Origin of the sequence: Mesorhizobium sp. M8A.F.Ca.ET.181.01.1.1, assembly GCF_004792025.1 — a bacterium.
Classification (GTDB): Bacteria; Pseudomonadota; Alphaproteobacteria; order Rhizobiales; family Rhizobiaceae; genus Mesorhizobium.
In genome coordinates, this window is sequence record NZ_SRTV01000003.1 from 228,321 (window position 1) to 253,517 (window position 25,197).

The 25,197-nt window shown below is 59.4% G+C and carries 20 protein-coding genes, 1 tRNA gene and 4 pseudogenes; 6 read left to right on the forward strand and 19 right to left on the reverse strand.

The annotated features are described in order from the left end of the window. Positions 1 to 140: 140 nt before the first annotated feature. Positions 141 to 464: a hypothetical protein gene (locus EN824_RS13815; protein WP_127869964.1), complete on the reverse strand. Its 324-nt coding sequence runs from the start codon at positions 462 to 464 to the stop codon at positions 141 to 143. 131 nt (positions 465 to 595) lie between these two features. Beyond that, on the reverse strand, positions 596 to 1,315 hold the full coding sequence (locus EN824_RS13820; RefSeq protein ID WP_245520981.1) for a DUF2569 domain-containing protein: 720 nt from the start codon (positions 1,313 to 1,315) through the stop codon (positions 596 to 598). Between the two features lie 374 nt (positions 1,316 to 1,689). Between EN824_RS13820 and EN824_RS13825 the strand changes: the two genes are divergently transcribed. Further along, positions 1,690 to 1,779, forward strand: a tRNA-Ser gene (locus tag EN824_RS13825). Between the two features lie 158 nt (positions 1,780 to 1,937). On the opposite strand, the pseudogene EN824_RS13830 reads toward EN824_RS13825, so the two are convergent. The 6 genes and pseudogenes from EN824_RS13830 to EN824_RS13855 form a co-directional block, all read right to left on the reverse strand. Next, positions 1,938 to 2,061: pseudogene (locus EN824_RS13830) on the reverse strand (IS3 family transposase); the annotation flags it as partial. A 145-nt stretch (positions 2,062 to 2,206) separates the two neighbouring features. Then, the gene (locus EN824_RS13835) at positions 2,207 to 3,226 is read right to left on the reverse strand and encodes a DUF4105 domain-containing protein (protein WP_135932392.1); all 1,020 of its coding nucleotides are present in this window, start codon (positions 3,224 to 3,226) and stop codon (positions 2,207 to 2,209) included. Between the two features lie 104 nt (positions 3,227 to 3,330). Next, on the reverse strand, positions 3,331 to 4,584 hold the full coding sequence (locus tag EN824_RS13840; RefSeq protein ID WP_245520989.1) for an alpha/beta hydrolase: 1,254 nt from the start codon (positions 4,582 to 4,584) through the stop codon (positions 3,331 to 3,333). Positions 4,585 to 4,875: 291 nt separating this feature from the next. Further along, positions 4,876 to 5,269 (reverse strand): annotated as a pseudogene (locus tag EN824_RS13845) (leucine zipper domain-containing protein); the annotation flags it as partial. A gap of 318 nt (positions 5,270 to 5,587) precedes the next feature. Then, the gene (locus EN824_RS13850) at positions 5,588 to 6,385 is read right to left on the reverse strand and encodes a hypothetical protein (RefSeq protein ID WP_189522175.1); all 798 of its coding nucleotides are present in this window, start codon (positions 6,383 to 6,385) and stop codon (positions 5,588 to 5,590) included. 169 nt (positions 6,386 to 6,554) lie between these two features. Continuing rightward, positions 6,555 to 7,242, reverse strand: a pseudogene (locus EN824_RS13855) (DUF3300 domain-containing protein). Positions 7,243 to 7,688: 446 nt separating this feature from the next. Here EN824_RS13855 and EN824_RS13860 point away from each other — a divergent pair. After that, a complete protein-coding gene (locus tag EN824_RS13860) occupies positions 7,689 to 9,131 on the forward strand; it encodes a DUF1254 domain-containing protein (protein ID WP_135932394.1) in 1,443 nt (480 codons plus the stop codon). Here the strand turns inward: EN824_RS13860 and EN824_RS36655 are convergent. Next, a pseudogene (locus tag EN824_RS36655) lies at positions 9,115 to 9,276 on the reverse strand (hypothetical protein); the annotation flags it as partial. The gene EN824_RS13860 and the pseudogene EN824_RS36655 sit on opposite strands and share 17 nt — an antisense overlap. Before the next feature lie 201 nt (positions 9,277 to 9,477). Between EN824_RS36655 and EN824_RS13870 the strand changes: the two are divergent. After that, entirely contained in the window at positions 9,478 to 10,293 is an 816-nt protein-coding gene (locus tag EN824_RS13870) for a transporter (protein ID WP_135932475.1), read from the forward strand. Between the two features lie 560 nt (positions 10,294 to 10,853). Here EN824_RS13870 and EN824_RS13875 read toward each other — a convergent pair. The 6 genes from EN824_RS13875 to EN824_RS13900 form a co-directional block, all read right to left on the reverse strand. After that, on the reverse strand, positions 10,854 to 11,849 hold the full coding sequence (locus EN824_RS13875; protein ID WP_135932395.1) for a HupE/UreJ family protein: 996 nt from the start codon (positions 11,847 to 11,849) through the stop codon (positions 10,854 to 10,856). After that, positions 11,846 to 12,700: a peptidylprolyl isomerase gene (locus EN824_RS13880; RefSeq protein ID WP_245520982.1), complete on the reverse strand. Its 855-nt coding sequence runs from the start codon at positions 12,698 to 12,700 to the stop codon at positions 11,846 to 11,848. The genes EN824_RS13875 and EN824_RS13880 overlap by 4 nt, the downstream gene beginning before the upstream one ends. A gap of 88 nt (positions 12,701 to 12,788) precedes the next feature. Further along, complete coding sequence (locus EN824_RS13885) at positions 12,789 to 14,723, reverse strand: DUF3604 domain-containing protein (protein ID WP_135932396.1); 1,935 nt, start codon at positions 14,721 to 14,723, stop codon at positions 12,789 to 12,791. Between the two features lie 271 nt (positions 14,724 to 14,994). Next, positions 14,995 to 15,201 carry a hypothetical protein gene (locus EN824_RS13890; RefSeq protein WP_135881381.1) on the reverse strand — a complete coding sequence of 69 codons (207 nt, stop codon included), beginning with the start codon at positions 15,199 to 15,201 and terminating at the stop codon, positions 14,995 to 14,997. 2 nt (positions 15,202 to 15,203) lie between these two features. Further along, positions 15,204 to 16,001: a DUF2092 domain-containing protein gene (locus EN824_RS13895; RefSeq protein ID WP_135881380.1), complete on the reverse strand. Its 798-nt coding sequence runs from the start codon at positions 15,999 to 16,001 to the stop codon at positions 15,204 to 15,206. Positions 16,002 to 16,145: 144 nt separating this feature from the next. Continuing rightward, positions 16,146 to 17,978 carry an adenylate cyclase gene (locus EN824_RS13900; RefSeq protein ID WP_127275475.1) on the reverse strand — a complete coding sequence of 611 codons (1,833 nt, stop codon included), beginning with the start codon at positions 17,976 to 17,978 and terminating at the stop codon, positions 16,146 to 16,148. A 212-nt stretch (positions 17,979 to 18,190) separates the two neighbouring features. On the opposite strand from EN824_RS13900, the gene EN824_RS13905 reads away from it, so the two are divergent. Further along, entirely contained in the window at positions 18,191 to 18,484 is a 294-nt protein-coding gene (locus EN824_RS13905) for a hypothetical protein (protein WP_335930832.1), read from the forward strand. A 102-nt stretch (positions 18,485 to 18,586) separates the two neighbouring features. On the opposite strand, the gene EN824_RS13910 is transcribed toward EN824_RS13905, so the two are convergent. Further along, positions 18,587 to 18,841: a hypothetical protein gene (locus EN824_RS13910; protein WP_127869954.1), complete on the reverse strand. Its 255-nt coding sequence runs from the start codon at positions 18,839 to 18,841 to the stop codon at positions 18,587 to 18,589. 499 nt (positions 18,842 to 19,340) lie between these two features. On the opposite strand from EN824_RS13910, the gene EN824_RS13915 reads away from it, so the two are divergent. Continuing rightward, on the forward strand, positions 19,341 to 19,868 hold the full coding sequence (locus tag EN824_RS13915) for a hypothetical protein (RefSeq protein ID WP_127275473.1): 528 nt from the start codon (positions 19,341 to 19,343) through the stop codon (positions 19,866 to 19,868). Positions 19,869 to 20,577: 709 nt separating this feature from the next. Here the strand turns inward: EN824_RS13915 and EN824_RS13925 are convergent. The 3 genes from EN824_RS13925 to EN824_RS13930 form a co-directional block, all read right to left on the reverse strand. Then, positions 20,578 to 22,677 carry a mechanosensitive ion channel family protein gene (locus tag EN824_RS13925; protein ID WP_135929344.1) on the reverse strand — a complete coding sequence of 700 codons (2,100 nt, stop codon included), beginning with the start codon at positions 22,675 to 22,677 and terminating at the stop codon, positions 20,578 to 20,580. A 316-nt stretch (positions 22,678 to 22,993) separates the two neighbouring features. Next, positions 22,994 to 23,170 carry a hypothetical protein gene (locus EN824_RS35235; protein ID WP_189522181.1) on the reverse strand — a complete coding sequence of 59 codons (177 nt, stop codon included), beginning with the start codon at positions 23,168 to 23,170 and terminating at the stop codon, positions 22,994 to 22,996. A 119-nt stretch (positions 23,171 to 23,289) separates the two neighbouring features. Further along, positions 23,290 to 24,321, reverse strand: a complete 1,032-nt coding sequence (locus EN824_RS13930) for an ABC transporter ATP-binding protein (protein ID WP_189521840.1) — start codon at positions 24,319 to 24,321, stop codon at positions 23,290 to 23,292. 767 nt (positions 24,322 to 25,088) lie between these two features. On the opposite strand from EN824_RS13930, the gene kdpF reads away from it, so the two are divergent. Then, complete coding sequence (gene kdpF, locus EN824_RS13935) at positions 25,089 to 25,178, forward strand: K(+)-transporting ATPase subunit F (protein WP_015315765.1); 90 nt, start codon at positions 25,089 to 25,091, stop codon at positions 25,176 to 25,178. Positions 25,179 to 25,197: the final 19 nt, after the last annotated feature.

The window sequence follows — 25,197 nt, forward strand, 5'->3', positions numbered from 1 at the left end:
ATCTGGCACGGCCCGAAACAAAATTCACGCGGAATTTTGACCTTTTGGAAAAGCATGCCATGGGCACGCCGCGCCGCGATCCGATCCTTGCGCGCAAGCCGTCAGGAGGTGGCCTGAATGGCGCGGGCGATGCCGGTGGGTCAGTTCGCCGCGAACTGTCCCGTGCGCCGCTGCCGCCGGTAGCCGATGGCGTAAAGCAGGAAGGCCAGCACCGCGAACACGGCAAAGCCCGGCTGGTTGAGCACCCAGGCGATGGCGCCGTCCCACAGCAGCGGACTGGCCTTGGCGCGGACATAGGTTTCGAAGGCCGCCCGCGTGTCCGGCGAGACAGCCAGCCAGCTGGCGTTGAGCGGGGTCAGCACAAGGGCCGAAGCCGCCACCGTGCGCGTCGTGTCGAGCACCGCCATGATGACGGAAACCGACAGCGCGACCATGGCCGCAAGACGAAAGACGAAGCGAAACATCAAGGCTCTCCCCCGGTTCATCCTGGACACAGACCAGGAGCCTCCGGCACGTGTCCCGAACCAGAAATAGAATGCGTTCGGTTTGTCCGCAATCGCGATACGCGAATTTGAAGGCTGGCGCTTTCTGAACCCTACGCGGCTGGCTTGCGCCCGCGGCGGTGAACGAGCCAGACGGCAAGGATGCCGCCGGCAATGGCGCCGACCACCAGCCCGGCCAAGCCGATGAAGGCGGCGAAGTAGCCGCAGCCGCCCTCGAAGCAACTGACCTCGGCGACATCGGCAATCACCGAGCCAGCCAGGAAGCCGCCAACCGCACCGATGACCGCGCCCAGGATGATGCCGAGCAAGGCAGCGACGATGGAAACGAAGACCGACGGCGCTTCGGTCGGCGGCCTGGCATAGACGCCTTCGGCGCCGGAGCCGCGGCGCAGCAGATAGATGCAGAGCAGGCCGATGGCGATTTCGGAGCCGCCGATGAACTGGCTCCTGGCGGAGAAGACGAAATCGGGCACGGCAAGCACATAGGCCTGCCTCGCCAGCACCCAGACGATGGTCGCCGCCTGCCAGATGATGAACTGGCGCGGGAAGCGCGCCGAGCGGCCAAAGGCAAGGCCGAGCAGGTAAAGCCCCCACAGGATGGTGATGATGTCGACGGCAAGCCCGCCAAGGAGGAAATAGAAGATCCTGTCCGGCAGGCCGGAGTCGCCGGTCAGCCACCAGGCCGAGGCCAGGCCGTAGACCGACCACGCCATGACGAAGATGAGCCAACCCACCGGGACATAAGACAGGTCGTTGCCTGGCCGCCCGACTGGCGCCTGCCCGCTACCCGGTTGTTCACTGCTTGATGTCATGTCCGGACGATGCCCCCGCAAAGCCTCAGCGTCACTCGACAGGTGGCCGGCGGCGAAGTCAAGCGCGGCCGGTCTTGCGGCCTCGCCTATGCACATCATTCGGGACGTCGGTACCCTCGAAAAAGAATGCGGCGGCGGCCTCACGAAGCACTGTGTGGCCGGCAAAGCGAATAGACTGCCGTTATGGCTTGGCATTCGGCGCGGGATCGACTAGATGAGCCCCGCGCCTGTTGCTTTGACGGCTCAGGTGCGAGGGGAAGGTGCTTGCTGGTTGGCGGCACCCACGGCGCTGATATCGCGTACCGGCTCCCTGAAGGGACTGCATTGTCCCCAACCCGCGCGGCGAAACCGGCCGTCGCGAAAAATGCAAGGACGGAGAGGTGGCCGAGTGGTTGAAGGCGCACGCCTGGAAAGTGTGTTTACGGGAGACCGTAACGCGGGTTCGAATCCCGCTCTCTCCGCCATATCTTCAAAAAAATCAACAACTTATAGTGAATTTCAGAATTTACCCGCCAAAGAACCCATCATTAGGATGCTATTGATTTAGGCAGCTGCGACGGCATGAGACATCCGGCCGGGGCGCCATTCCCATCATAAAACGATATCTTGGACTCATCGAGATCATGATGCGGAAGCGGCGCCCGTCGGTGGGCTGGTCCGATACGAAGTCAGCGCTCGTCGGCACTCAGCGGCACCAGCATCGGCGCTCTAGTCCCGATCGCCCGTTTGCGGCCGCCGCGGTGGCGCCTTGGGTAATGCGGGCACCTTCTTTCCGACACGAACTTTGTTCCAGTATCCTGCGGCGGGGACGCGATTCCGCATCGCTTCAGCAGCTTCTTTAGGCCGACATCTGGCCTACTGATTCAGTTTCGACAATCGAGATATAGCACTTCAAGGGGCGTACCCGCTTCGAGACGGAGACGGTACGCCAATACGGATTAGTCTTGAAAAGTCTGGCGAAAGGCCTGACTTCCGCGCACGGTCGTCGATGTGGGCTAGTGCTCTCAAGTCTGACAATGGCATGCGGGTGTCGAGTGCACCCCGTGCATAGGCATAATCGGGAAGATAGCCGTTGACGATTAGGCGCCAGTCGAGGGGGACCACGTCACCGACCGCTCGCATCATCTTGACGATCGTCGTCGTACAGTTCGTCGTGATGGAATTGTAGAATTTTGGAGCCGCGGAAAGCGCATTTGCGTCAGAGAGATATTCCAGAAGGAGCGTCCGGGCTGCGTCAGGCGACGCCTTTAGTCGATAGATTTGGACGTCCTCTCCCCGTACATTCGACCTGACGCCGACCACGTCACGCTCGTCGGCCGCGATAATGACCAGGGGATTGCTCTTGAACAGGTCTGCTATGGGCGAAAACTCGCCACCGCGACGCCGCCGCACCTCGATGGACCAGGCAAGATAGTCACCTCCTGCAAAGCCGAAGCTCATGATGACATGAGCGATTTTGGTCCCAGACCAATAAGACATGAAGAGGTCGACGGTCTGGATGCTGGAGAGATCGTACGTCCGCGTTGTCCAGCGTTCGGTGAAATCGGTGTCGCTGCGCCATTCGAAGGCGCGCACGTCCTTTAACGTCAACCGATTTCCGTCGTAGGTGCCGGTTACCTGACGGGCGACATCGGGCGCCCAGTCGGCGTGGGCCAAAGGCTTGATGGTGCTCCACCAAACCAGAACCGCAGCAAACGCAGCCACAAACACTGCGAGCGCCCGGAAGCGGATCCGGCTGAAGAGCGCGATGATGATGGTGAAGCCGAACAAGATGAACAGGATGCAGGCCACTGCCCGTCCGGGCTCCGCGAAAGGCAGGCGGTACCACATCGCAAGGCCGGCCCAGGCGGTCAAGATTGTAACGACTAGTGAAAGGATGATCGCAATTGAGATTCGCGCGACGCCACGCATTCATTCCCCCCTTTTCAGCCGGACGGAACGCAGCGCCGTTCCTGCAGATGCGTATGGTCTGTCCTTCATCGGCTTCAGTACTGCCACTTGGCTTCGCCGAATGGCTATTTCCTGCAATCTTGGATAGTCGGAGAGGAGACAACGCAATTCTTGCCAGCCTTCGCTTTCTGGCTGTTCTGGGAACCTGCGAGAGCGTTGACCTGACGGCCGTAGTTCTCCCTGGTGTTCTGATCGATCACTGCCACGGGTGCCGCGATCACCAACCCCGCCGCGCTGCCCGCCGCTGCTGCCGCTCCGGTCGTTGCCTGAATGATCGTGTCGCCCAGGCCAACCCTACTGTCGGTGAGATTCTGGCCGCCGGCAATTCGAGCCCCAATCAGTTGGACGGTCTGGGGTGACTCGGCGAACTTGCCATGGTTCAACTTGTCTCCGGATTTGACTTTGGTCAGGTCGATGACCACTACATTGTTTTTCGCGAATTCCTCTTTGTATGGGCTCTGCTCCGGGTTGATTGAACCGAGCCGCGGGATATCGCCCCAGACCCGTTTTGAAATCGCCAGCGCGCGGTCATCCTGCGAAACAAAAAGGGTGAACTGGGGGTGCGGTTTGCCCATGTCGGCAATTTGCGTGCGAAACACGTCGACATCGACGTCAGGGGCAGCCAGCATGACGTTCTTGAATTTCGCCGGCAGGCCGCCGTTGCGGATAGCCATCTGGCGCAAGGCTTCCAGCGCAAGCCAGTTACCCATTGAATGGGCGAGGATCGAGACTTCCTTTATGTCAGGATCGCGCGCGAGAAACTGGAACAACAGTTCGAGGCCATCACGGGTGTAGTTGGTGCTTTCGCGGTCATATCCATAGGCAAGTGCGCTCCCACGAGAGGGCCAGGTGACCAGGATCGGCACGCTGTCGGTGCCTGTATCGTGAGCGATCTGCGCAAAACGATAAACCGAATCTTCGAATCGGTTATTGAAACCATGGATAAAGACCAAAACACTATGGTCCCGGCTTTTCCTGACAGATGCGTGGAGCCATCCCTTCGCTGTCTGGACGGTCAAATCGTCGGTCTGAACGACCGCGAAATCGGTTGCCGGGTTTGATGGAAGTTTCTTGGGCCACGCGACCTCGCCGACCTTGCGAACCGATGCCGGAGGGATCGACACTGTAATTTCCGCGAACGAGGGGGCCAATCCGCGCTCGCCCGTAAACATCTCAGCGGGATTCGAGGAACGACTGCGGGTCGTCGCCACCAACATCTCCACCTTGCTAGCCGAAGGGGACGTTTCGGCCACTGGCAACAGCACATTCGTCGGACGGGACGCGCACCCCCACAACAGGGCAGCCAAAGCCGACGCCAACAAAACGCTGCTGACATGCCTGACTTTGGATAGGCTCACAAAACAATTTCCCAAACTCCCCTCCCGTTTCGAAGTTGTCCCCAAGCGAATGCACGGCTCGAAAGCAGCCCCGCTTTGATACTTGATGCAAATGCATGGCGCTCGTAGCATCTGGTATTCTCTGCTGGTTGGCTTCGGACTTATTTCTTTGCGAGTAGGAGTGTAACGACGGTGCGGAAACTGAATCTGTCAGGGCTCGCTCCCGAGCGCTCAGCCCAATAGAGCACCACTCCCGGGCACAGGCTGATTGGCTTGACGCTCGCCCTCATAGCGACGCGCCGGCTCGGCCGGTACCAGGTCTTTCAGCCGTAACAGTCCGGCGTGTGCCAGCACTCGCCCCACCGTCGCTTCGGACACGCCGGTTTGCATAGCAATGTGCTTGCCGGTCAGGCGCTGCCCGCGCAGCGCACAATCGCATCTGCCACCGCGGCTACGGCTCGCCTCGGACTTGTCTTGGGCCGCGAGGAATGGTCGAGCATGCCGGCGCTTCCCCCGATCTGGAAGCACTCCACCCAGCGCGCCACCACCTTCGCCGTCACCCCGTATGTCTGCGCCGCATCGGCTTTGGAAAGACGGCATTCAACAACGTCGCGGCCATCTCCTCTCGACGCAGCGGCGTCAGACGGGCATTCTTGTGGATGTTCATTCGTCCTTCGAGAATCACTGAAGCTTCGACAATCTCCGCTTTCTCGGTCGGGGCCGAATGAGCAACCTCCTGAAAGCTCACACCTAGCTAAAATGAAACTTCATCGCGAGGGAGTTTGTGGTGATCTTGCGCCCCGCATAGACGAGGAGCTTCCTTCCCACCGACCAGAACATTGCGTTCTCGGGTCGAGAAGGCCGCCCCTGCTACCGGGAGCGAAAACGATCAGCACGGAACCGCCATAGCGAACTTCGCGATGCTCTTGCTTCCTTACCTCAAATACGCGATCGCGATCTATTTGACCTGCCATCACCGATCCGATCAGAACCGAAATTTGGCGCCGATGATTGGTCCCTGCATTGCCACGTCAAATACAAATCCGTCGTTGTCGTAGTCTACGGCAAGGTAGCGATAGCCCGCTTCCAGCGTGACCGAATCGCTATACCGGTATTGAAGCGTGCCCAGCACCTGCCAATCGATGTCGGCGCCGACACCGAAGCCACCGACATCCGCCTCGCCATGGAGGCCGAATCCGTTGCCGAGAGCAACATTGCCGGCCACACCAATCAGAGGGTCGACCCAAGTCTTGCTACCGCTGGCCTCCCTCGTGGCGAGAGGGCCGGTAACGGTCAAATCCGTATCCAGGTACCAGAGCCGTCCGCCGGCCAGAACGTCCAAGGTCGCGGTGCCATTGTCGACGACCCGATAGGAGCCGCCGAAGGTCCACAGCACCATGTTCATCTTCGCTTCGGCCGAAAGAGCAGCCAACGGGCCGGGCGATGTGCCATCGGCCTCGAGTCCCAGGTATATGAAGTCGGTGAATAGAGCGTAGCGGCCATTGCGCGCCTCACCGGCAAGCATGACCGGCGGGGGAGACCAATCGATGTGGTTGAAAATCTGGCTGAAATCGACATTGACATCCGCCGGCGACAGGCCCCTGACGCCGACCCTGCCGTTCATGCCTGCCATCCAGAAATAGGGCTCTGCCGTGAAGGTCCAGACCGGCGCGGGTGCAGGCGTGGGTTCGGGAGGTGCAAGGTCTGCCGCGATCGCCGGCGCCGCAACCAGCACTGCCACTATCCCCGCCAAAGCCGGCACGAGAGCTCGGATGATTCCCATATCGAAGTCCCCTCTAAAATCCGTCTTTTACTTCTTGTCCGATGCGAACGTCTTGCGCCGCAGTGACAACATATACGTATTCGCGCGGCTCAGCTAATGGATATCGGCTTCCGGTCGTTCTTCATTCGTAGCGGTCCATTGCTCGTGGCTGTCACGGACAGTGTTGAGCCTACTTCGGGAACAGCAGGGTAATTCCCGTGCGGAAGCCGAAGCCGTCGGGTCCGCTGTCGGGACTTTTAGCCCAGTAGGCAATCGGCGCAAGGGGATAAGCGGTAGCGTACGGCATGGCCGGTTCATACCGCGGGATATAGATCGTGTCCGTACTCGCGGACCGGATAACGACATTGTTGTTCTCTTCGACAACCGTGACCTTGTCGTCGGCCCTTGGCCTCCGCCTTGTCGCGCAACTGCTGAATCGCGACCAGTACGTCTTTTTGCTGATACGTTAACGCGTCGCCAAACGTCTGGGTCCAATCCAGATCGTCACTCATCATTTTAATGATCTCGGGATAGTTGAGCAGCGAGATTACACTGCCGTCCCAGCTTTCTTTGGGTTTCAGGTCCGATTTCTTGGCCACCTGATCCAGGAACCGGCTCGCCTCTACAATCTGCAGCCTGTACAGCGACGCCTCACAAATAAGTGCGACAAGTTCATCGGGGTAGAGTGCGACGCGCGCTACCAGGATTTCAAGTTCATCCTCGTCAAGCGGTTCGGGAGATTGGGCGCCCGTGCCGCTATCCGCGGCGACTGTCTTATTCTGGGCGGCCGCGAAGGAGGCGGGACTGGAGCAGACGAGAAGCGCAATAGCGGCCACAATGCCGGCGCCGGCGCGCCAGCGCGGAAACTTGCGTTCCATTATCGTCCTCCAAGCGATTTCAGGATGGCTGCCAGCGAGTCGTGCTGCCAGTCCCGGCAAATACCTTCTGCCTTGGCACGATGCTGGAGCATTCCCCTCTTATGGGGAAGGTAGTTAACTGTATGCTACGTGCAGACTGGGCAGCTCGTGCCAGTGGATCAGTCGACGTGAAGCCGGCTTTCCTCAGCAACCGCTTGGTACGCGAGGCGTAAGCTGCGCGACCCCAGCGGCATTCAACGGTCTTGTGCCAGCCTCATCAAGGAGCTTCGGCGCCAGGCGGGGAACTCTCCCTGCGCGGCTTTTGACACTTAACGTGCTGGTGCGCGACCTTGTTTGCTTTCACGACAATCGACGCCTGTATGATCCCGTAAGATACATGCAGTACCTAGTTTCTCGATGCATGGTGCCGTAGCGTCAAACACACGTCAAAACTCGGAGTGCCAGCTATGAACATATCGCGTCGCGCCGTCTCGCTTGGCGGCTTAGGTCTGCTTGCTGCAACTTCGCAGAGGCCCACGAGTGGCCACGCAGAAGGTCTGGTTGGAGATCTGATGGAAGGATCGGATGATTTCGGCCTTGCGGTCGAGGCTTACACTTACGGCTATCCGCTGGTCACGATGGAGATGACTCGCCGGGTTATAACAAATGTTGCCAAACCCAAGGGAACCAAGGCTCCGATGGGGAATCTTATCAAGGTGCGCGAATATCCTAATGCACAGTTCCGGGATGTGACAGCTCCCAACGCCGACACGCTGTACACCACGGCCTTCTTGGACGTCGGCAAGGAGCCTTGGGTCGTCAGCCTGCCGGACTTGCAGGACCGCTACGCCTTGTTCCCCATGCTCGACGGCTGGACGACGGTCTTCGACGTGCCGGGAAAGCGGACCACCGGAACAGGCGCGCAGACCTTTGCCGTTACCGGCCCTGGCTGGGAAGGCACGCTGCCGGAGGGGGTCAAGCAGTACAAATCGCCGACCAGCATCGTCTGGCTGCTCGGCCGCATCTATTGCACAGGCACGCCCGAGGACTATGCGGCAGTTCACAAGGTGCAGGACGAGGTAAAGCTCTATCCGCTGAGCGCCCACGGCAAGGAATGGACGCCGCCTCCCGGCAAGGTCGACCAGTCGATCGACATGAAAACGGCGGTCCGCGATCAAGTCAACAAGATGGATGCGGTCGAGTATTTCACGCTGCTCGCCGAACTGATGAAGACCAATCCGCCGACGGAGGCTGACGCACCGATGGTGGAAAAAATGGCACAAATCGGCATCGTGCCGGGGCAGGATTTCGACAAGACGAAGTTCAATCCTGCCTTCGCCACGCGCGTCCCGCAGATCGCCTTCGACCGCATCATGCTGCACTTCAAGTTCAGTGACGGCGACGTGAAGCAAATCAATGGCTGGGGCTTCACAACCAAGACCGGTATCTACGGCACGAACTATATCCAGCGCGCGCTCGTGACCGCCATTGGCCTTGGCGCCAATCGTCCGCAGGACGCGATCTATCCGACCTCCATGACGTCGCATGGCGACTTGATCAACAGGGCCTATTCGGGTTCGGACAAATACGTCCTGACCTTCAAGAAGGGTCTAACCCCTCCGGTAACAGGCTTCTGGTCAGTGACTATGTACGACGCGGATTACTTCTTCGTCGACAACCCGCTCAACCGTTATTCTATCAGCGCCCGCCAGCCGCTGAAAGCCAATGACGATGGTTCCATTGACATCCTGATCCAGAACGAGAGCCCTGGAGCAGACAAGGAGGCCAACTGGCTGCCTGCGCCCAAGGGCAAGTTCGTCCTGATGATGCGGACCTACTGGCCAAACGAGAGCGACCCTTCGATCATTGACGGTTCGTGGACCATCCCGCCTGTCAAGAAGGTGAGCTGAGTGACGTGGCGAGGCTGAGGGGGGTAGACTGTGCCCCCGAGGCCTCCTTAAACCGCTTGGCCGGCTTGACCGTGGCGCGGGAACACTCCATGTCCTCAACGATCTGGTTCCAACTTTGCCCAGCGCATAGCATGGTCATGATCGCCCTGTTCCGCTCTCATGACCGGCGCTTCAGTCGCAAGCTCCATGCCGCCTGCATCGACCTAAGACAAGCGAATGATTGCGGGGCGGCGTTCGAAGAACACACCCATCGACAAAAGTGTGGACCATACCCAGCATTGACGGTGTACTGTCTATCCGGGGTCGGTCCCCTTAGGCTGGTCGGCATGCGAAGAGGGGGTTGCCGATGTCGATGAAGTCCGAATGGGCCATTCGGCTGGCGGCTACGCTCGCCTCAGGCTTGCTCGTCTGCAGTGCCGCTTGGGCCGAGGATACCCAGGATCTCGCCAAGAAGCTGTCTAACCCGATCGCCTCGCTGGTCAGCGTGCCGTTCCAATTCAATTGGGACCAGGGCTATGGTCCCAACGATGGCGACAAGGGCTATGTCAACATCCAGCCGGTCATTCCGTTCTCGCTCAACGACGATTGGAACGTCATCTCCCGCACCATCCTGCCCGTCGCCTACCAGCACGATATTGCCGGGCCTTCCGGCAATCAGTTCGGGCTCGGCGACATCAGCCAGAGCCTGTTCTTCTCGCCCAAGAAACCGACCGCAAATGGGATCATCTGGGGTGTCGGCCCGGTGTTCCTCTTTCCGACGGCGACCGACGAATTGCTTGGTGGACAAAAATGGGGAGCTGGTCCGACAGCCGTCGTGTTGAAACAAAAGGACGGATGGACGGTGGGTATGTTGGCGAACCACATCTGGTCGTTTGCCGGCGACGGCGACCGCAGCGACATCAACGCCACCTACTTGCAGCCTTTCGTCTCCTACACGACGAAGGACGCTTGGACGTTCAGCTTGAACACCGAGAGCACCTACAATTGGGAGGCGCAGCAATGGTCGGTCCCGATCAACTTCCAAGTCTCGAAGCTGGTGGTGATGGACAAGCAGCCGATCAGCCTGTTCGCCGGTGTGCGCTACTGGGCGGAAAGCCCCGACAATGGGCCAGATGGTTTCGGCTTCCGCACGGGTATTACACTACTGTTTCCAAATAAATAGGCCGGGCAGTGCTTCGGCCGGGGCGCAGGCCGGTCCTGCGTCCGCTTGTCGTGTGAGGGTAGCAGCGATCTGGCTGAGGCTCTGCCCGGCTGCCTTCAGCGGATGGACTCTCGCTCCTGGCCGAGCGCGAACGAGCTTCCGTTTAGGGTCGAACTCGGTAGTTCAGGCGATTGGGTTTGACCCCAAACGCCATCCGATTTGGTCGGCCGCAACGGTCCAGCGTTCGCCTGACCTGCATAGACGTCCATTTCCCACCTCGGGGCGGAGTCATCTGCGTTTGGGCAGCCACATAGAGCAACGTCCGCATGAAGCCCATTCAACTTGTTTCTGTTTCATTCTGTTCTCCAACTGCTGCGTTCCGTTTGGAATTCTCGACTGGGGTTCTCAGCGGTGCCGACATGGAGTGGCCGCCATCTCATTCTGGTCCGGGAAATCCACAGGACGACCGAGACGCGACATCGCCATGACCAAGATCGCTCCGATCCCCGAGGGCTCGCGACGTTTTTCGCCAATCAACGCGACGCTTAACCCGAGTTCGGAACCAGTTTCAGTCATCCGATCTAGACCACAAAGCCGGCAAGTCGTGTGATGAGCCAGCCTGCAGCCATTGTGCCGATCAGATAGGCGGCAGTGCTCCGCGCAGCTACAATCGGAATGGTGATCAGGGTGGTAACAATTCTGAAGGCGATTACTACCGCCGCTACAAAAAGCATTTGCCCTGCTTCGACGCCCAGATTGAAGGTGAGAAGAGCAAGCGGCACATCCACCTGTGGAAGTCCGATCTCCTTGAGCGCACCAGCAAAGCCAAAGCCATGAAGAAGACCGAAAGCGAAGGCCACCATCCAGGGATAGGTCTCGGACAGCCGCCTTTCTGCTGGCTTGATCTTGGTGAGTTCGCTGGCCACGAAGGCAATGCTAAGCGCAATGGTGGCTTCCACGGGTTTCTGCGGTAGGCTGAAGTAACCCAAAGCCGCCCCTGCAAGCGTGATACTGTGGGCAATCGTAAAGGCAGTAATTGTCTTCACGAGCGTCCATCGATTGTGGATCAGCAGCATGAGAGCCAGCACGAATAGAAGGTGGTCGATGCCGGACAGGATGTGATCAACACCCAACCGGAAATAGGTTTCCGCCACCTCAAAGCTGGCCTGAGCGCCCTTGATGACAGTGCTCGGCATATCTGGTTTGAGGCGGGCAATCTCCGTCGTCCCATCGCGGTAGGTAATATGGATCAGCGCGTCGGTCAGGGTTGAGCGCAAGCCGTCGATGGTGATCTCACGGCCCTTCAGACCGCCGTCGCATGCGGCGGTCCATCGCTCAATGTAGGCACCGCCATCGATGGATCTCGTCGGCTCGTTCTCCGCCCTGCATGTTTCCGGCAAACGCGCGTAGAGGCTGAGCCGCCTGTCGCCCAGGGCCGGCACTTTCCATACCGCCACAAATACATCGGGTTCCGTCTCCCGCATCTCGAGATAAGCGGGGCGCATCTCGTGTGCTGCTGCGGGTGCGGATTGGAACAGCTGCAGAAGAACCGTCAATAGCGCTGCGAAGCGAATCATCGGATGGCGCTCGTTTTTGCGGGGTACTCGATCACTACCGCATATCGCTTCAGCAATTCCTCAAGTCGGCGCTCTTCGAATTCCTTGCGCTTGTCATTCGCCCACTCGCGCACCACGTCATCGCGCACCTCGTTGAGCGCGGGCAAGCGGCCCGGTCTACGCTCTGACAGCTTGATCAAATGAAGTCCGAAACTTGATATGACGGGACCCGTCCACTGGCCTAGCGTTGCCTTGTCGAGCGCTTCGGCGAAATCCGTCCCAAAAGTCTGGCCTATCGATGATTTGCCTGTCAGGGGCAGCTCCACGGGAAGCAACGACACGTCACCCAACATCGTCGGATCGGTCGCGGGATTTGTCGCCAATGTCTTCAATATGGAGGCCGCGTCCTGCCCGGTCTTGTCGCCGTGCTGGTCCGGGTTGAGGAAAACCTGTTGGAAGGCCAGCATCGGTTCGATCTCGAATACGGTGGGGTGAGCCTTCAGATAGGCATCAAGCTCACCACTAGTCGGCGTTTGTGCATCGACGATGGAGTCGTTCATAAACCCCATCTTCAGGCTTAGGCGGCGGCGAATGACAGCGTCATCCTTGTCGAGCCCCAAGGCTAATGCCTCGCGGACGTAGATCTCTTCCTTGACGTAGTCGTCGACCAGTCCCTTAAATTCCTCGGCCGTCGGAGGTCGCTGCCAGGTCTTGCCGAAGATTGCAGTCAGTTGTTCGATCTTGGGCGCCGTGACGATGATGCGATCCGGCGCTTGCGCTCCCCCGCGGTTGAGCAGGCCATACACCGAGAAGATGGCCAGAGCCAAAATGATGAAGTGCGCTAATGGCTCTCTCAGCAGACGTTTCAGCAAGATGATTGGCTCCGCTGGCAAAGGACAAGCAGGGTGGTGCGGCGGTAGGCGGCCGCACCGAACTTTCAGGTCAACTCCAGAGTGACATTCAAGGCGTGTACCAGATCGGCGACGTGTAGGCGCGCTCCGTCACAGTCATCTGTGTCCCCTCCAGTGGCTTCGTGCCAAAGCGCTTGGCGTCGTAGGCGGTCCAGCGCGGCGTCGGGATCTCGATGACGCGACCGTAGTAGAAAGCCTTCTGCTTTGGATCAAATGCAGGGTCCTTCCAGACCGCAATCAGTTCCGAGGCGCCTATGGTGTTCTTCCACGTAGCGTTTTCGACATCCACCGTGCTGCCAACCGACGGGAGCTTGCCATCTGCGCCTAACTTGCGGTCGCCACCCCAAGCTACGTCATAGACCTGCTCATGAGTTTGATCCTTGTCATCGAGCCATCCCTTGACGATCTGGTAACGATCGAGATTGGCGCCGATCGGATCCTTAAGTACAGCGACGAGGAACGTCGGCACCTTGCCCTCTGGCGCTGCCGTCAAGTCGCCGCCCATGGGCACGCCTTTGGCATAGCCGATAGCGCCCGGATTGCGGGTCTCTGCATCTGCCTGCTCGAAGTCCCAGCCGCCGAAGAAGCGCACGACCATGCGCGGTCCCGTGGTGCCATAGGTTTCCTTGCGTTGCATGGCGTCCCAAAGAGCTTCACGGGTATTTTCCGTCGCCCACACCGCGGCATAGCCCGAGGCGCTGACCTGCCAGTCCATGACCTTTATCTTCGTTTTTGGATTAGTGAAGAATGTACTCAACATGCGCTCCGGGCTCGGCTCCTGTGGCGTGGTCTTGCCGAAGAAGTTTTCCTCTTCCAGTGCGGAGAGGCCGGTGTGAGCATCGGAACTGCCGACCATGCCGAACTTGTAGGGGTTGGTGCCAAGCTCGGCCTCGAGCTTTAGACCATTCCGCAGTGCCGAGCGCGCATATTCGAACTCCAGCATGTCAGGTGTCTTCGCCACGCTGCCATCAAGGTTGCCAAAGTCCCACCGTTCGAAATTGGCAAATTCGTCATTGGGGGAAAGCGTCGGGTGGGTTTCGCCGTCGCCCTTGGTCTGGGTTGCCTCATAGAGCCGCTCCCATTTGGCACGCTGCTCCACATACTCCTTGTCCACCGGCTTGTTGGTGAAGGACTCGATCAGCGGGAACATGCGGCCATTGGAAAGGTTGCCGTTGTGGGCGATGGCCAGCACGCTACCGCCCGTCTTGTCCTCATAGGCCTGCATCCATTTCCACAGATCGCGCGGATTATCGCTGCCGAGGGGCTTCAAAGTCGTGTAGGGCACGATCTGGTCGGCCTTGTCTCCGTTATCCCGGAAGATCACGTTGCGGTGCAGATTGTTGCCCGCCGTGTTGGACGTCCATTCATAGCCGATGACAGCAGTGAAACGGCCGGGATCGTTGTATTCCTCCGCCGCTTTTATCGTATCCTGCCATGCATTTTTGTAGGGGCGGGTTTCAGGTCCATACATCATGCTCTTCGGAATCGTTCCCGCGCTGAAGGCCTGGATGATCTGGATCGCAGCGTCGCCGCCTTGTCCTGACTTGATCATATCGTACCAGGTCTTGGCTTGCGGGTCGGCAATGACTTCCGGCTTGCCGGCAAACAGGTCCGGAAACATGCCCATGTTGTCTGAGTGGTCGGTAACGACCAGGAAGTCCAGCGGTCGCGACAGCTTGGCCGGCTGACCGCTCGACGCCGTAATTTCCTCGCCCCGCGCAAAGCGATAGGCATCACGCGGTGTCAGCCGCGCGCCGAACGCACCCGCATCGAAAGATGCTCCGGTGTGAAGGTGCGTGTCGCCGAAGAACGGCCGGGTAGGGAAATTTCGGCCAGCATAGGGCGAATAGATCGGCTTCGCGGCAAAGACCTTCGCTGCCTTCTCCGGTGATAGCGCCCCAATGTCATCATCAGCAAATGCCGGTGCCGCCAGGCCGAGGATGGTCGCACTCAGAAGAATGGACCTGAAAGCAGAACTGCGCATGTTATGGTTCCTCCGGTTAAAGCTCGTCACCACATCGTAGTCTGTAAGTGGGAACACACCCGTAGCATCGGGTAGGTTCTGTGAGGGAAGCATGCCCAAGCGACCTGCGGCACGCGAGGGTTGGTGCCTCGTCCTTCATCTCGAACTCCGATCGATGAAGTGATGATCTGGCACCGGCGGACGTCATAAACCTGTTCCGCCCTTATGCGCGGACTCGCCCTTATGAGACCAGCTTGGAAATCTGTCCCTCAGGTTGCGCAGCAGGCGCGACTTAACAGTAATACATACCAACCGCGCAGCGCCGCACCGTACGCCTCGCAACCCCGGCAACACTGACCGGCGTGAGCGGACGCCCAACGATGGCCTCGGCCGTCGACATAAGGGGGTGGGAACCGGTGACTGTCATCCGTTCCGAGGCTCCGAGCCCGATCAGCCCGAAGGTGGCAGCGAGCAGGATGTTTTTCAGTTTCGCTGTCATGATTATTTGGTCCCTTCTGGTGAAAACTGTGTGGGCAGTTCATCAGTGTCGGTCAGTTCCTTCGCATCGACCTTCTTGGCGTTGGTCCCGTTCTTGAAGCCGAAGTCATCGGCCGCGACATCGCTGCCGGTCTTCCAGTCTCTGATCTGAACACTGTATTGCGGCCCCTGATCGACTTTCTTGCTGGTAATGACATATCGGCAGGGATAGGGATGCTCGCCCTGGGCGATCCAGATCTGCCAGTCTACTTCCTTGGTCCGAAACGCCAGATGATCGCATTCGGTGCCGCCGATCACGCCGCTGCCGAGGTCCTTGACGTCGGTTACGTCGCGCATCAGCTCCTCGTAGACGTTCGACATAAGCAGGTCTGCGCCGGGAACAGGCCGGTGGAACTTGTCCCGCAACTCATCGACCAGATGATCCAGGGTGCCAGGCACCTCGGCCTGCGTGTAAAGGTTGGCGTTCTTGCCCAGCAGCGTCAGCGTCTTGCCGTCGAAGATCATCTCGACATTGGCGAAACCGCCACTGCGGGTGGCGCGGATCCTGTCGGGCCGGCTGAGGTCGACCATCCCCGAACTCGCGAACAGAAGCTTCTGGTGGTCCTTGGTGACGACCTCGAAGTTGGTGTCGTATCCAAAGGAAATGGAACTCTCGCCCGCCATGTAATCGGACATCGCCTTGAGCATGCTCTTGGCCTCTGCGTCGTCCGCTGTCGCGGGCGCTCCCCACCCAATCGCCAAGATCATCGCCGCTGTAGATGCGGCGGCGAGTCGCCTTGATTTTCGTGGTATTCTTTTCATGTGAGTGCCTCCTTCCAGGTGCCTCAGTATTAGTTGAGGAAGCGGAGGAGCACCCGTAACATCGGGTAGGTTCTGTTATGGTCGCTACTTTTGTGCCGCGGCGGCCTACCAGCGCGAGAACGCAGATCGACGCTCAGCCCGCACTTACTCGCTCGAGGGCATATCAGATGTTGTGGCAGGCACTGAGGAGCCTGACGGCGCGTCCGACGGCACGGGCAAGCCTGCCTTGCGAAGGCTCGCGATCATGCGCGCCCGATCCGCTGCCTGGATGTTGCGCTTCATGAGTTCGGCCTCGATGTTGGGGATGAACGCTGGGCTCATCTTCATAAATATTTCTCCCTCCCGGGTTGCTTCCGCCATCATCCCCGCCTGTGCATAGATGGCGGTCGCTACCACATGGAAGATTGGGAGTTTCTGGAGATCGGCCTGCCGGATCTCGGCCACGGCTTTTTGGTCGTCATGCTGCATATAGGCTGTGAGCGCGAGCACCGTGTGGTAGTACCCGCCGGCCCCCGGATTGCGGTCAAGAGCTAGCTGCACAAGCTCCGCCCCACGCTGCCATTGCCCTCCAAGTGCCAGTCGTGTGCCGAATTCGCCGAGGAACTCGGTATCGTTGGGATTGAGTGCCAGTGCCCGTTCCCCGATCTCCATCGACTCAGCCCATTGCTGATTGAAGAACAACGCCGTCATCAACGCCTGAAGTGCGCGCATATTGTCCGAGTTCAGCTCGACCGCCCGACGCGCTGCAGCGAGTGCACGTTCAGCCGATGTGGGCGCGCCCTTTCGTGCATTGAAGCCAAACCGGTCCTCGTCGACGTAAGCAATCGACAGCATCGCCCAGGCGGTAGCGTAGGATGGAAAGCGCGCGACGGCGCTCTCAAGGCAGTCGCGGACGGCCGCATGCCGTTCGACACTCAACTCGGTGCGATAGGCGTAAAATTGAAGCGTGCAACGGTAGGCATCGAGATCATCGGGCGGGCCGTTCGCGATGTCGGCCTGATAGATGACGCCGTAGGGCTGAGCTACTACTGTTGCAACCTGGGCGGCGACATCGGATTGAATGGCGAAGATATCGCGGGAACGAAAATCGTCGTCGTAGGTTTGAGACCACAGGATCGCGCCGTTTTCGGTTTCGATCAGACGGGCTGTGACGCGGATTCGCGCGCCGGAGATTTGCACCCCGCCGGTCAGAAGGTAACTGGCTCCGAGTTGCTGGATGTGCGAGGGGGCGACTTGCGGTGGCAAAGCCTCTGAGGTCTCGCGGCCATACACCGTCAGTTCTTTGAAGTGCGGCAGGATGCTCAGCAATTCCTCGGTAAGCCCCATCGCATATAGCTTGGCTTCCGGTCCTCCGCCGAGATCGGCGAATGGCGCGACCACCAGCGTTGGTCCCTCGGGATCGGCCGCCCGCGTCGAGGGCAGGGAGGTCTGCGACACCAGCGGGCTGGAGGCCCAATATGCAAAGGTGAGGCAGACGACGACTGCGAGCGTTGCCGTGGCGAGCCAATGCACGCGTTCCCATGAAAACGAAGCCGCTTTCGAAATCTCGGGAGCCGCTGCAGGCCCGACGGGCGTGAGTTCGACTGCGTTCGAGACGTTCCAGCTGAAAACGGGAACGTACCCGCCCTTGGGGATTTCGATGCGGATCGGATCGGTGCATCCGGACAGCAGGTAATACCGCTCAAGCGCGCGGCGCAACCGACCCGCCTCGATCCGCACCACCGGATCGTCCTGCGAGAAGTTTTCGTCCCGGTCGAAAACCTCGATGGCGATCGAATAACCTTTGAGCCGCGTAGCGCGCCCAGAGAGCGTTTCTTCCACGACGTAGCGTAGGAAAGCACAAGCGCGCGCCGGCACCGAAAACTCAGGACTTGAGAGAATGCGCTCAAGCTCGGCGCGGACCTCCTCCGGAGAGGGTGGCAGTCGGAGTGCCGAAGTCAGGGCTAGCGCTGCAACCCCAGGATTAAAGACGTTCATTCCAGAACCCCTCTTGCCCCACCTTGAGGGCCGTCCCGACCTGCCGTAGGGCATCGGCTTTGGAGGTAAATTAGAAACTGCTTAAGTAGAGTACTCCCCGCATTCCATTCCGTCCAAGACTATGTACGATTCCATATGGTCCGGCGTCGGCTACAGTAACCTACGCCCGCAACTGCTGCGGCACGCCTATACTCCATTGCACCGACGGCGGAATGGGCGTCATTGATATGGATCAAAAAATCGAGGCGGCCCAACGGCGCTTTCCCTTGCGAAAGCGCGCGATCGAGGACCTCGCCGTCCGCGATGAGGATTTCCGCTCGCTGTGTATCGATTTTGCTGACGCCGAAAGAGCGGCCCTGCGTTGGGAGAATTCCGACACACCAAAGCGTGATGAGCGTCGCGCCGAATACCTAGCGCTGGTCAACGACCTGGCCAAGGAGATCGAAGCAATATTGGATACAGCCGCCAGTATCCCGCTCCCGGCCCAGCGGCCGAAAAGTCAGTAGTGAACGAAAGCTGCTCAATGGCTGGCTGGGGCCTCGCAAAGCGGAGCAGCCCTTGGCCGCACCGAATATACCAGATGCTACATCGCGCGGCGATCCAAAGTATCACGCCGCCGCCTCCTTCCGTTGCGCGGTGACGGTCTGTTGCGTCGCAGCCGCACTGACCACTGCTTCCTGTTGCGGTCCGGCAGAGCTCTGAGCCAGTACGGATTTCGCGAGTTTGATACCGTTTTCATCAAACGCTGTCGTCGCCTGACGCCAGCACTCGCAAAGACTGTTATTCGGCCCGGCAGACAAGTCTTGCAGTATGTCGATGGAACTCGTCTGATCACCGGCAAGTCTCAAGGCACCATGGTGCATGGTGTGGCTGTTCCGGGAGTAGGTTACCAGATGCTACGCGCGTGCACGCGCCACGTCCGCTAACCTTCGCGTCAATCAGTGCAGAGGAGCGACAACAATGTGCCTTCAGCGCGTCCCGCATGATCGATGACTAGGAGAAGGTCTACGCTTCGATAGTCGAGGACAGGCGATCATGCTCAACCGGGGTTGCTCAGCGCAGGACCAAAATGGACCACGATCTAAGCCAACGAGCTAACGGGCCTGTCCAACTAGTGGTCCGCTAATCTACATGCTTGCCCACGTAACTTACCGACTGCCTCTGGGCTCACGCGATATACAAGCCCTTTGAGACACCCGCCGAATTGCAGTCCGCGAGGGAAAAGCCCCATGCTGAGACGCCAGCGCGGACGTTCATGAGCAGAGAACGGCAGATAAAGGCAGATAAAGGCAGATAAAGGCAGATAAAGGCAGATAAAGGCAGATAAAGGCAGATAAAGGCAGATAAAGGAAAGGCACTTCCATGCGAAATTTAATGACACTTATCACGGCAACTTCAGTAGCACTTTTGTCTGCGATGGCAGCCTACGCACAAACACAAAATCCCCTTCCCAAGGCCAGCGATGTGCTTGTCCGATACGGGGACGACGTGGAGGGCTGGACGGTCTATGCAAATCAAACCCGCGGAGATTGCTTGATCGTGCGCCAGGATGGGCCAAGTTCGGTGCAAATGGGCGTTACCGCAAATCAGGAGGTCGGGTATCTCGGCGTGTTCACGAAGGCGGATATCGGCCTTCAGAACGGGGCCCAGTCGGAAATCTTCGTCTCCATCGCTGGCCATCTTTATAGTGGTGTGGCCATCACCACGAGCGGCGAACTCAAGGGCGGATATTCTGGTGGCTACATCTTGACAGACGACCCGAATTTCAAGCGCGACGTAGCGAAGCAATATGAAATGATCGTGTTTCCGGAAACCAAGGGGACCTTCGTTGTCGATCTGAAGGGGACTTACAAGGCAATGGCAATGGGCCGTAAATGCCTCGCGCAGTGACCGCCCGCTGGGCAATATTCCCCATCTCGGCCATTGGCTGCAGCCACAGAGTTTTAACGCAGAGCGCCAGCGTGTGAAATCGCCGCCGCCGGAGCGGCCAATGCCAGTCGGCGCCCACAAGCCAAGATCGTAACAGAAGTTCGGGCTTTTCAACGACCGCGGGGCTGATGACCAACAGCGAAAATACTAAATTAGAGCATTCCCAATAATGACGTAGAAAAAGAGACCTGACGTCTTTGCAGATAGCGCGACGCGTCCACCATTTTGACGCCGCCGGAGTGGATAACGGCAATTGACGATGTTGTAATATATTGGCGAGATCAATGCGGCTTCCGGTATACTCACCTTGATTGCAAGCGTCATCTGGCACCGGATCAATCCTCGAACAACCGACTATCCACCGAGTTGATATACTGCAGAAACGCAGCAACGCTGTCGAAAAATGAAGTGCGCCTCACACTGGACGAGCTGATTGCGGCGATCCGTCGTGATCTTGATGCGAAGAAACCCAGGCAGGTTAAACAGGGACAAGGACGGCGTGCATCCGCTTGTGTTTCCGTGTGAGAAGGGGTGGAGGAATGTGGTGACCGGAGCTCGCGTCGAGATTCGTCCTGCTCACTGGCTTGCCTGGAGCCCGGGCAAAGATGAACCGGCCTCGTTTCGGGATCCGACTTAACCCTCAGGATCGACAGTCAATGCCGTGCGTGGTCTAGGCCTGACAGGCCGCTGCTTCAGCCTGGCTCATTTTGGCGATCTGCTGCTGTGCGGCGGCAGCGGTGGCGGCATCGCCGCCCTCGACGTGCACCGTCGGGAACGCGATCTTGATGTTGTTGTCCTCGAAGGCCTTCTTAATCATCATGAAGGCCCGGCGCTTGATCGGGAACTGCGTTCCCGGTTTGGTCGTCATCTTCATACTGAGCTGGACGGCGAAATCGCCGAACGCGTCGATGCCCTGCATTTTCAGCGGCTCGATCGTGTCGGCCGCGAATTCGGGGTCCTGCGCCAGCTCTTGTCCGATCTTCTTGACCAGCTTGCGCGCGAGTTCGACGTCGGAATCGTAGGTCACGCCGATCGTTATCTTGTCGATCACCCAGTCGCGACTCATGTTCTGGATCGCGCCGAGCTGGCCGAACGGAACGGTATAGACGGGGCCGCGGTGGTGGCGCAGCCTGACCGAGCGCAGGCTGAAGGACTCGACCGTCCCCTTGTATGACCCGCTCTGGATGTACTCCCCCACCCGGAACGCATCGTCCATCAGGTAGAACACTCCGCTCAGCATGTCCTTCACAAGCGTCTGCGAGCCGAAGCCGATGGCCACGCCGAACACACCTGCGCCAGCGATCAGAGGCATGATCTGCACGCCTAACCCGGCCAGGATGCTTAGTACTGCCACGACGCCGATGAGGACGGCGAGCGCGTTGCGAAAGATCGGCAAGAGAGTTCGCAGGCGGGCTGCACGTGCTGCATCGTACGGATCCGCCTGGGGTGCCGCATGATGGGGATCCGTACTGGCCAGACTCGATGCCTCAATTCTATAGGCGATTAGGGCCTTGGCGAGCTGCCAGAACAGATCCGCGACCATCAATATGACAATGGCGTTAAGCGATCCGGATATGATGCGAGCGCCCATCTCGTCGTGAGCAAAGGCCGCTGCTCTAAGACGCCAGACGTAGGCGAGCCAAACGATCGCCGCTGCAATGACCCCCGCCCTAGCGCCTCTGACGATAAATACGTTGAGCGCCACGCCGACGGCGCCACTGCGCTTGGCGGTGCCGGCGACCGCTTGCGAGACATTACCGACGCCGCGCACCACGCTAGGCAGGAGCAGCGCGTACAAACCGATCCACAGCAATGCGAGCAGCCCCGCGACCCAGACTAGCCAAAGTACAACCAGATAGAGCGTAAGCAGACAATTCTTGATCGGTGAGGCTGGCGTGCTAGGCCGCCGCCAAACGGTGTCGCAGCCGACGGCCAGCAGGCCAAGCCCGAACGAGAGCGCGACGAGCCGCAGCATGTCGGGCGAGAAGCCAAGGGCCGGCATGATGCTGACAATCGCCCAGCCGAAGAAAAAAAACCCGGCGACCGCGCTCACGCGTTGCTGCCAGAAGCGTTGACCCGCCTCGCGGCTGCCGCCCCGCTGATCGCTAGGGTCACCCTCAATGGGAGACCCCAACGCCAGCAGAGACTTTGTTATCGCGCGGATAGCGCGAAAGATGATGAAGGCGAGCAGCAGCGTCAGCACGATCTTGCGCAGAAGCGGCGGCCATTCGAACGCGAGGAACGAGCCGATGCTGGCTAGGGCAAATGTCAGCAAGGCAGCGACCTCGGACAGAACCGCCTTTCCGGGGTCAATCGTTGCCTCGGAAGCGCCCGACGCCAAAGCCCGGCGGACCAGCCACTCGGCGCCGAAGCCGACGACAATCAGAACTGCCAGGATCAGGACCACCAGGCCGGGCCTGCCTGAATTCGCGTCGCGCGAGACGAAGCCGGCGGCGTTGGACAACTCCTGCGGGATGCGGGGAATGGCATCCGCGAGCGCGGCGAGACGTGCGCGAACGGCTCCCTCCCAACTCGCGATCGTGTCTTCCAGCGATGCGGCAGGCGGTTCCTCGGCGGCTGCCGGTATCTTTCCTTCGAGCCATTGCTTCACCTCAGGGTCGGACAGCAGGTTGAGGAACTGCCGTGCCTTTTCAGGCGGCAAGCCGGCCGGAGACTGCTGTGCCAAGGAGGTTCCAAGCAGTGCCCAAAAGAAAATCGCAATGCCGGCCGACAGCAGAATACAAATTCGAGTGCGCAGTGCTTTGCTCATCGGACGCTCCGGCTGCCCGTGGGAAGCCAGCCGGGAGCGAGCCTGTCCGCTTGCGCCGGCAGACGACAGGCGGCGCTGGGAAGGTCGTCAGGGCCAAGTTGCCCATTTCTGTACGAAGGCGATGAAGGCCTGGCGGTCAAAGATACGTCCTTTGCGCAAAGTCGATAGCAGGACGATTGTATTAGGTATGGCTTAAGCGCAAATTGCGCGAGATCAATCGGCGTTCGATCGCGTCGCCCTCGATGGGGCTTTCAAGGAACGCTTAGACCTTGCCGTCGATGCGACTTATCCGGTCGGCTGCACCGGGGGCTGTAGGTCAGTTGCGGGACAGGCCCTTGCGGCCCACAGCCATCGCCTTGAAGGTCCCTTCCAGGTCGACCACAAATTCCCCTTTGGTCTGTGGGAAAACCGTCGTGGTGTATTTCGCTTGAAATTTGGGTCGTCCGTCAAGATATAGCCGCCCGGATGCGGAGGGCGGCTTCACCTGCGACATGCCGAATGGGCTCTCCTACACGGCGCGCTCAGACGTGCTTCATATGGTGCTTCGCCAATAAGTTCACTATGCGTTCGGCTTGTGCTGCGGAGCACCAGCCGCTGGCCAGGCTAACTAGATCATCGATTCAATTCCGGCTGTGCGCTGGAATGTCCGGTTTGCGAGGGATGATTGCCGTCGACCCACTGGACGATCATCCGGAATTGCACTTTCGCTTGCCAATACGCGCGATAGAAGTCGAGAAGTTCCCCCGTGGGTTCCGACAAGCGTTGGAAGCCCGAAATGAAGGCGACGACGGTGCCGATCGTCGTCTGCCCGCGGATGACAAGATAGCCGCCAACGATCAGGACCATCAGGGACCCAGACGCGTTGGCTATGTTCAGCAACGTCTTCAGCCCGAATCTCAACAAATAGAATTCAAGGCGGTTGCTGAAGATGGTGCGTATGGTGCGAAAGGCTGCCCGGCGCTTCGTCGAGTGGCTGGCGAAGGAATTGACTGCCTGGTTGCCAAGCCTTCGGACCAGCACGACCTGCCGTTCCACGAGTGTGTTCAGGTCCTTCTGCATGTAAAGCGCAAGCAGGATCTGCGGCAGGAGTGATACGCCGCTGACCAGAGCAATCACCGGCTGCATGTAGATCATGTAAGATACGACGGAGATCATCATCGTGACGTTGACCACGCATTCAGAGATGCTGGTGCCGACAAATCCGCCAACATAGTCGATCTCGTTGCCGATGATGCTGGCGGTCTGACCGCTCCTTGCGTGCTCGCGCGCTGACCTTTGCGTGGCGACGAGAGCGAGTTGATCGCGCGCCGTCTTCACCACGCTCTCTCCGAGCCAGCCCTGATAGACGATCAGTGCGTATTTCAACCCCGCATGCAGGAGTATAGCCGCTAGATACAGGCCGCCGAGCATCAGGAGCGCCCGTACGTTCTTGTCGGCAATCGCCCCATCGACGACCCGTCTCTGCAGGTCGATGGGGATAAAGTTAGCCAAGGCAACCGAGATTGCGATCACGCTGACATAGACCTGATGCATGCCGCTGGCGCGCCGGACAAAACTGGGAAACTTCTCGCCAGCGCGTATCGCGTCGGCCATCGGCTTAAACGGGGTGAAGCGCCGCGCAATTGTCGTGAAAATGCCGCTCACCTTCGGTGCGCCTCCGTCGCCTCCATCTCCGGCCCAGCCGATAAGGCCGACGCACCCTGTCGGTGAGCAACCGAGCGGGCATCCTCGTTGCGCGGCTCGGTCGAAGTCAGCCCGGCAGGCCGAGAGCGGCATTCCTGCAGCGCCTCGATAGCCGGTCGCGACCAGTAGGGCTGGCCCCGGCCACGCCACGTTGGAGAGGTTGAGTTCTCGATCATCACGGTCTGATAGCGGAGAAGGCCGCGAGCCCCCTTGATCGGCATCAAGGCTGGGAGAATTTACGATCCGAGCTGAAACAGGAAGCCACGGTGTTGTTGGCAAAAGCACTGACCGGCGGCCATGACTGGTGGACCGGGAACCTGATGTGGGCCGGTCAGGAGTTCCAACAAACAAGGGCAAGCTTTCCGGGCGCGCCGTGGTCGCGGGGCGCCTGCTCTCGCTGAGGCCGCCCACTGCCGACAGACCCCGGCCGGGCAATCGAGCCCGCGCGGGAAACCTTTATAAAATTCCTATTTCTTTGCGCCCCGCGCCGTCTCGAACCTTTATGGCGATCGGGTCCATATACGCACGACCAAGATTTGGTGCCACGTCAATGAACATGCGGCGGGGGTTGTCATCGTATTGCGAGCTTTTCCAGGACGGCACGAAGTACAAAGCACAAGGAACAGGCAGAATGGACATTATCATGCTCGGGATCGGAGTTTTGTTCTTCGCCGTGTCCCTCGCCTACGTCAGAGCCTGCGATAGAATTTAAGCGGAAGGATCGAACCATGCTTGTCGACTACATCCTCGGTGGCGGCGTCACCTTGTTCCTGCTCGCTTACCTGACCTACGCCCTCATTCGCCCAGAGCGTTTCTAGTCCACCGGTGCACGGAAGC

What these genes read in the sequence shown, in the direction of transcription:
- EN824_RS13895 (WP_135881380.1), bottom strand. Translation starts at nt 16,001, where the DNA reads ATGAAAAGAATACCACGAAAATCAAGGCGACTCGCCGCCGCATCTACA.
- kdpF (WP_015315765.1), top strand. Translation starts at nt 25,089, where the DNA reads ATGCTTGTCGACTACATCCTCGGTGGCGGCGTCACCTTGTTCCTGCTC.
- EN824_RS13815 (WP_127869964.1), bottom strand. Translation starts at nt 464, where the DNA reads ATGTTTCGCTTCGTCTTTCGTCTTGCGGCCATGGTCGCGCTGTCGGTT.
- EN824_RS13820 (WP_245520981.1), bottom strand. Translation starts at nt 1,315, where the DNA reads ATGACATCAAGCAGTGAACAACCGGGTAGCGGGCAGGCGCCAGTCGGG.
- EN824_RS13860 (WP_135932394.1), top strand. Translation starts at nt 7,689, where the DNA reads ATGAACATATCGCGTCGCGCCGTCTCGCTTGGCGGCTTAGGTCTGCTT.
- EN824_RS13910 (WP_127869954.1), bottom strand. Translation starts at nt 18,841, where the DNA reads ATGCACCATGGTGCCTTGAGACTTGCCGGTGATCAGACGAGTTCCATC.
- EN824_RS13900 (WP_127275475.1), bottom strand. Translation starts at nt 17,978, where the DNA reads ATGAACGTCTTTAATCCTGGGGTTGCAGCGCTAGCCCTGACTTCGGCA.
- EN824_RS35235 (WP_189522181.1), bottom strand. Translation starts at nt 23,170, where the DNA reads ATGTCGCAGGTGAAGCCGCCCTCCGCATCCGGGCGGCTATATCTTGAC.
- EN824_RS13835 (WP_135932392.1), bottom strand. Translation starts at nt 3,226, where the DNA reads ATGCGTGGCGTCGCGCGAATCTCAATTGCGATCATCCTTTCACTAGTC.
- EN824_RS13915 (WP_127275473.1), top strand. Translation starts at nt 19,341, where the DNA reads ATGCGAAATTTAATGACACTTATCACGGCAACTTCAGTAGCACTTTTG.
- EN824_RS13875 (WP_135932395.1), bottom strand. Translation starts at nt 11,849, where the DNA reads ATGATTCGCTTCGCAGCGCTATTGACGGTTCTTCTGCAGCTGTTCCAA.
- EN824_RS13890 (WP_135881381.1), bottom strand. Translation starts at nt 15,201, where the DNA reads ATGACAGCGAAACTGAAAAACATCCTGCTCGCTGCCACCTTCGGGCTG.
- EN824_RS13905 (WP_335930832.1), top strand. Translation starts at nt 18,191, where the DNA reads ATGGGCGTCATTGATATGGATCAAAAAATCGAGGCGGCCCAACGGCGC.
- EN824_RS13885 (WP_135932396.1), bottom strand. Translation starts at nt 14,723, where the DNA reads ATGCGCAGTTCTGCTTTCAGGTCCATTCTTCTGAGTGCGACCATCCTC.
- EN824_RS13850 (WP_189522175.1), bottom strand. Translation starts at nt 6,385, where the DNA reads ATGGGAATCATCCGAGCTCTCGTGCCGGCTTTGGCGGGGATAGTGGCA.
- EN824_RS13870 (WP_135932475.1), top strand. Translation starts at nt 9,478, where the DNA reads ATGTCGATGAAGTCCGAATGGGCCATTCGGCTGGCGGCTACGCTCGCC.
- EN824_RS13925 (WP_135929344.1), bottom strand. Translation starts at nt 22,677, where the DNA reads ATGAGCAAAGCACTGCGCACTCGAATTTGTATTCTGCTGTCGGCCGGC.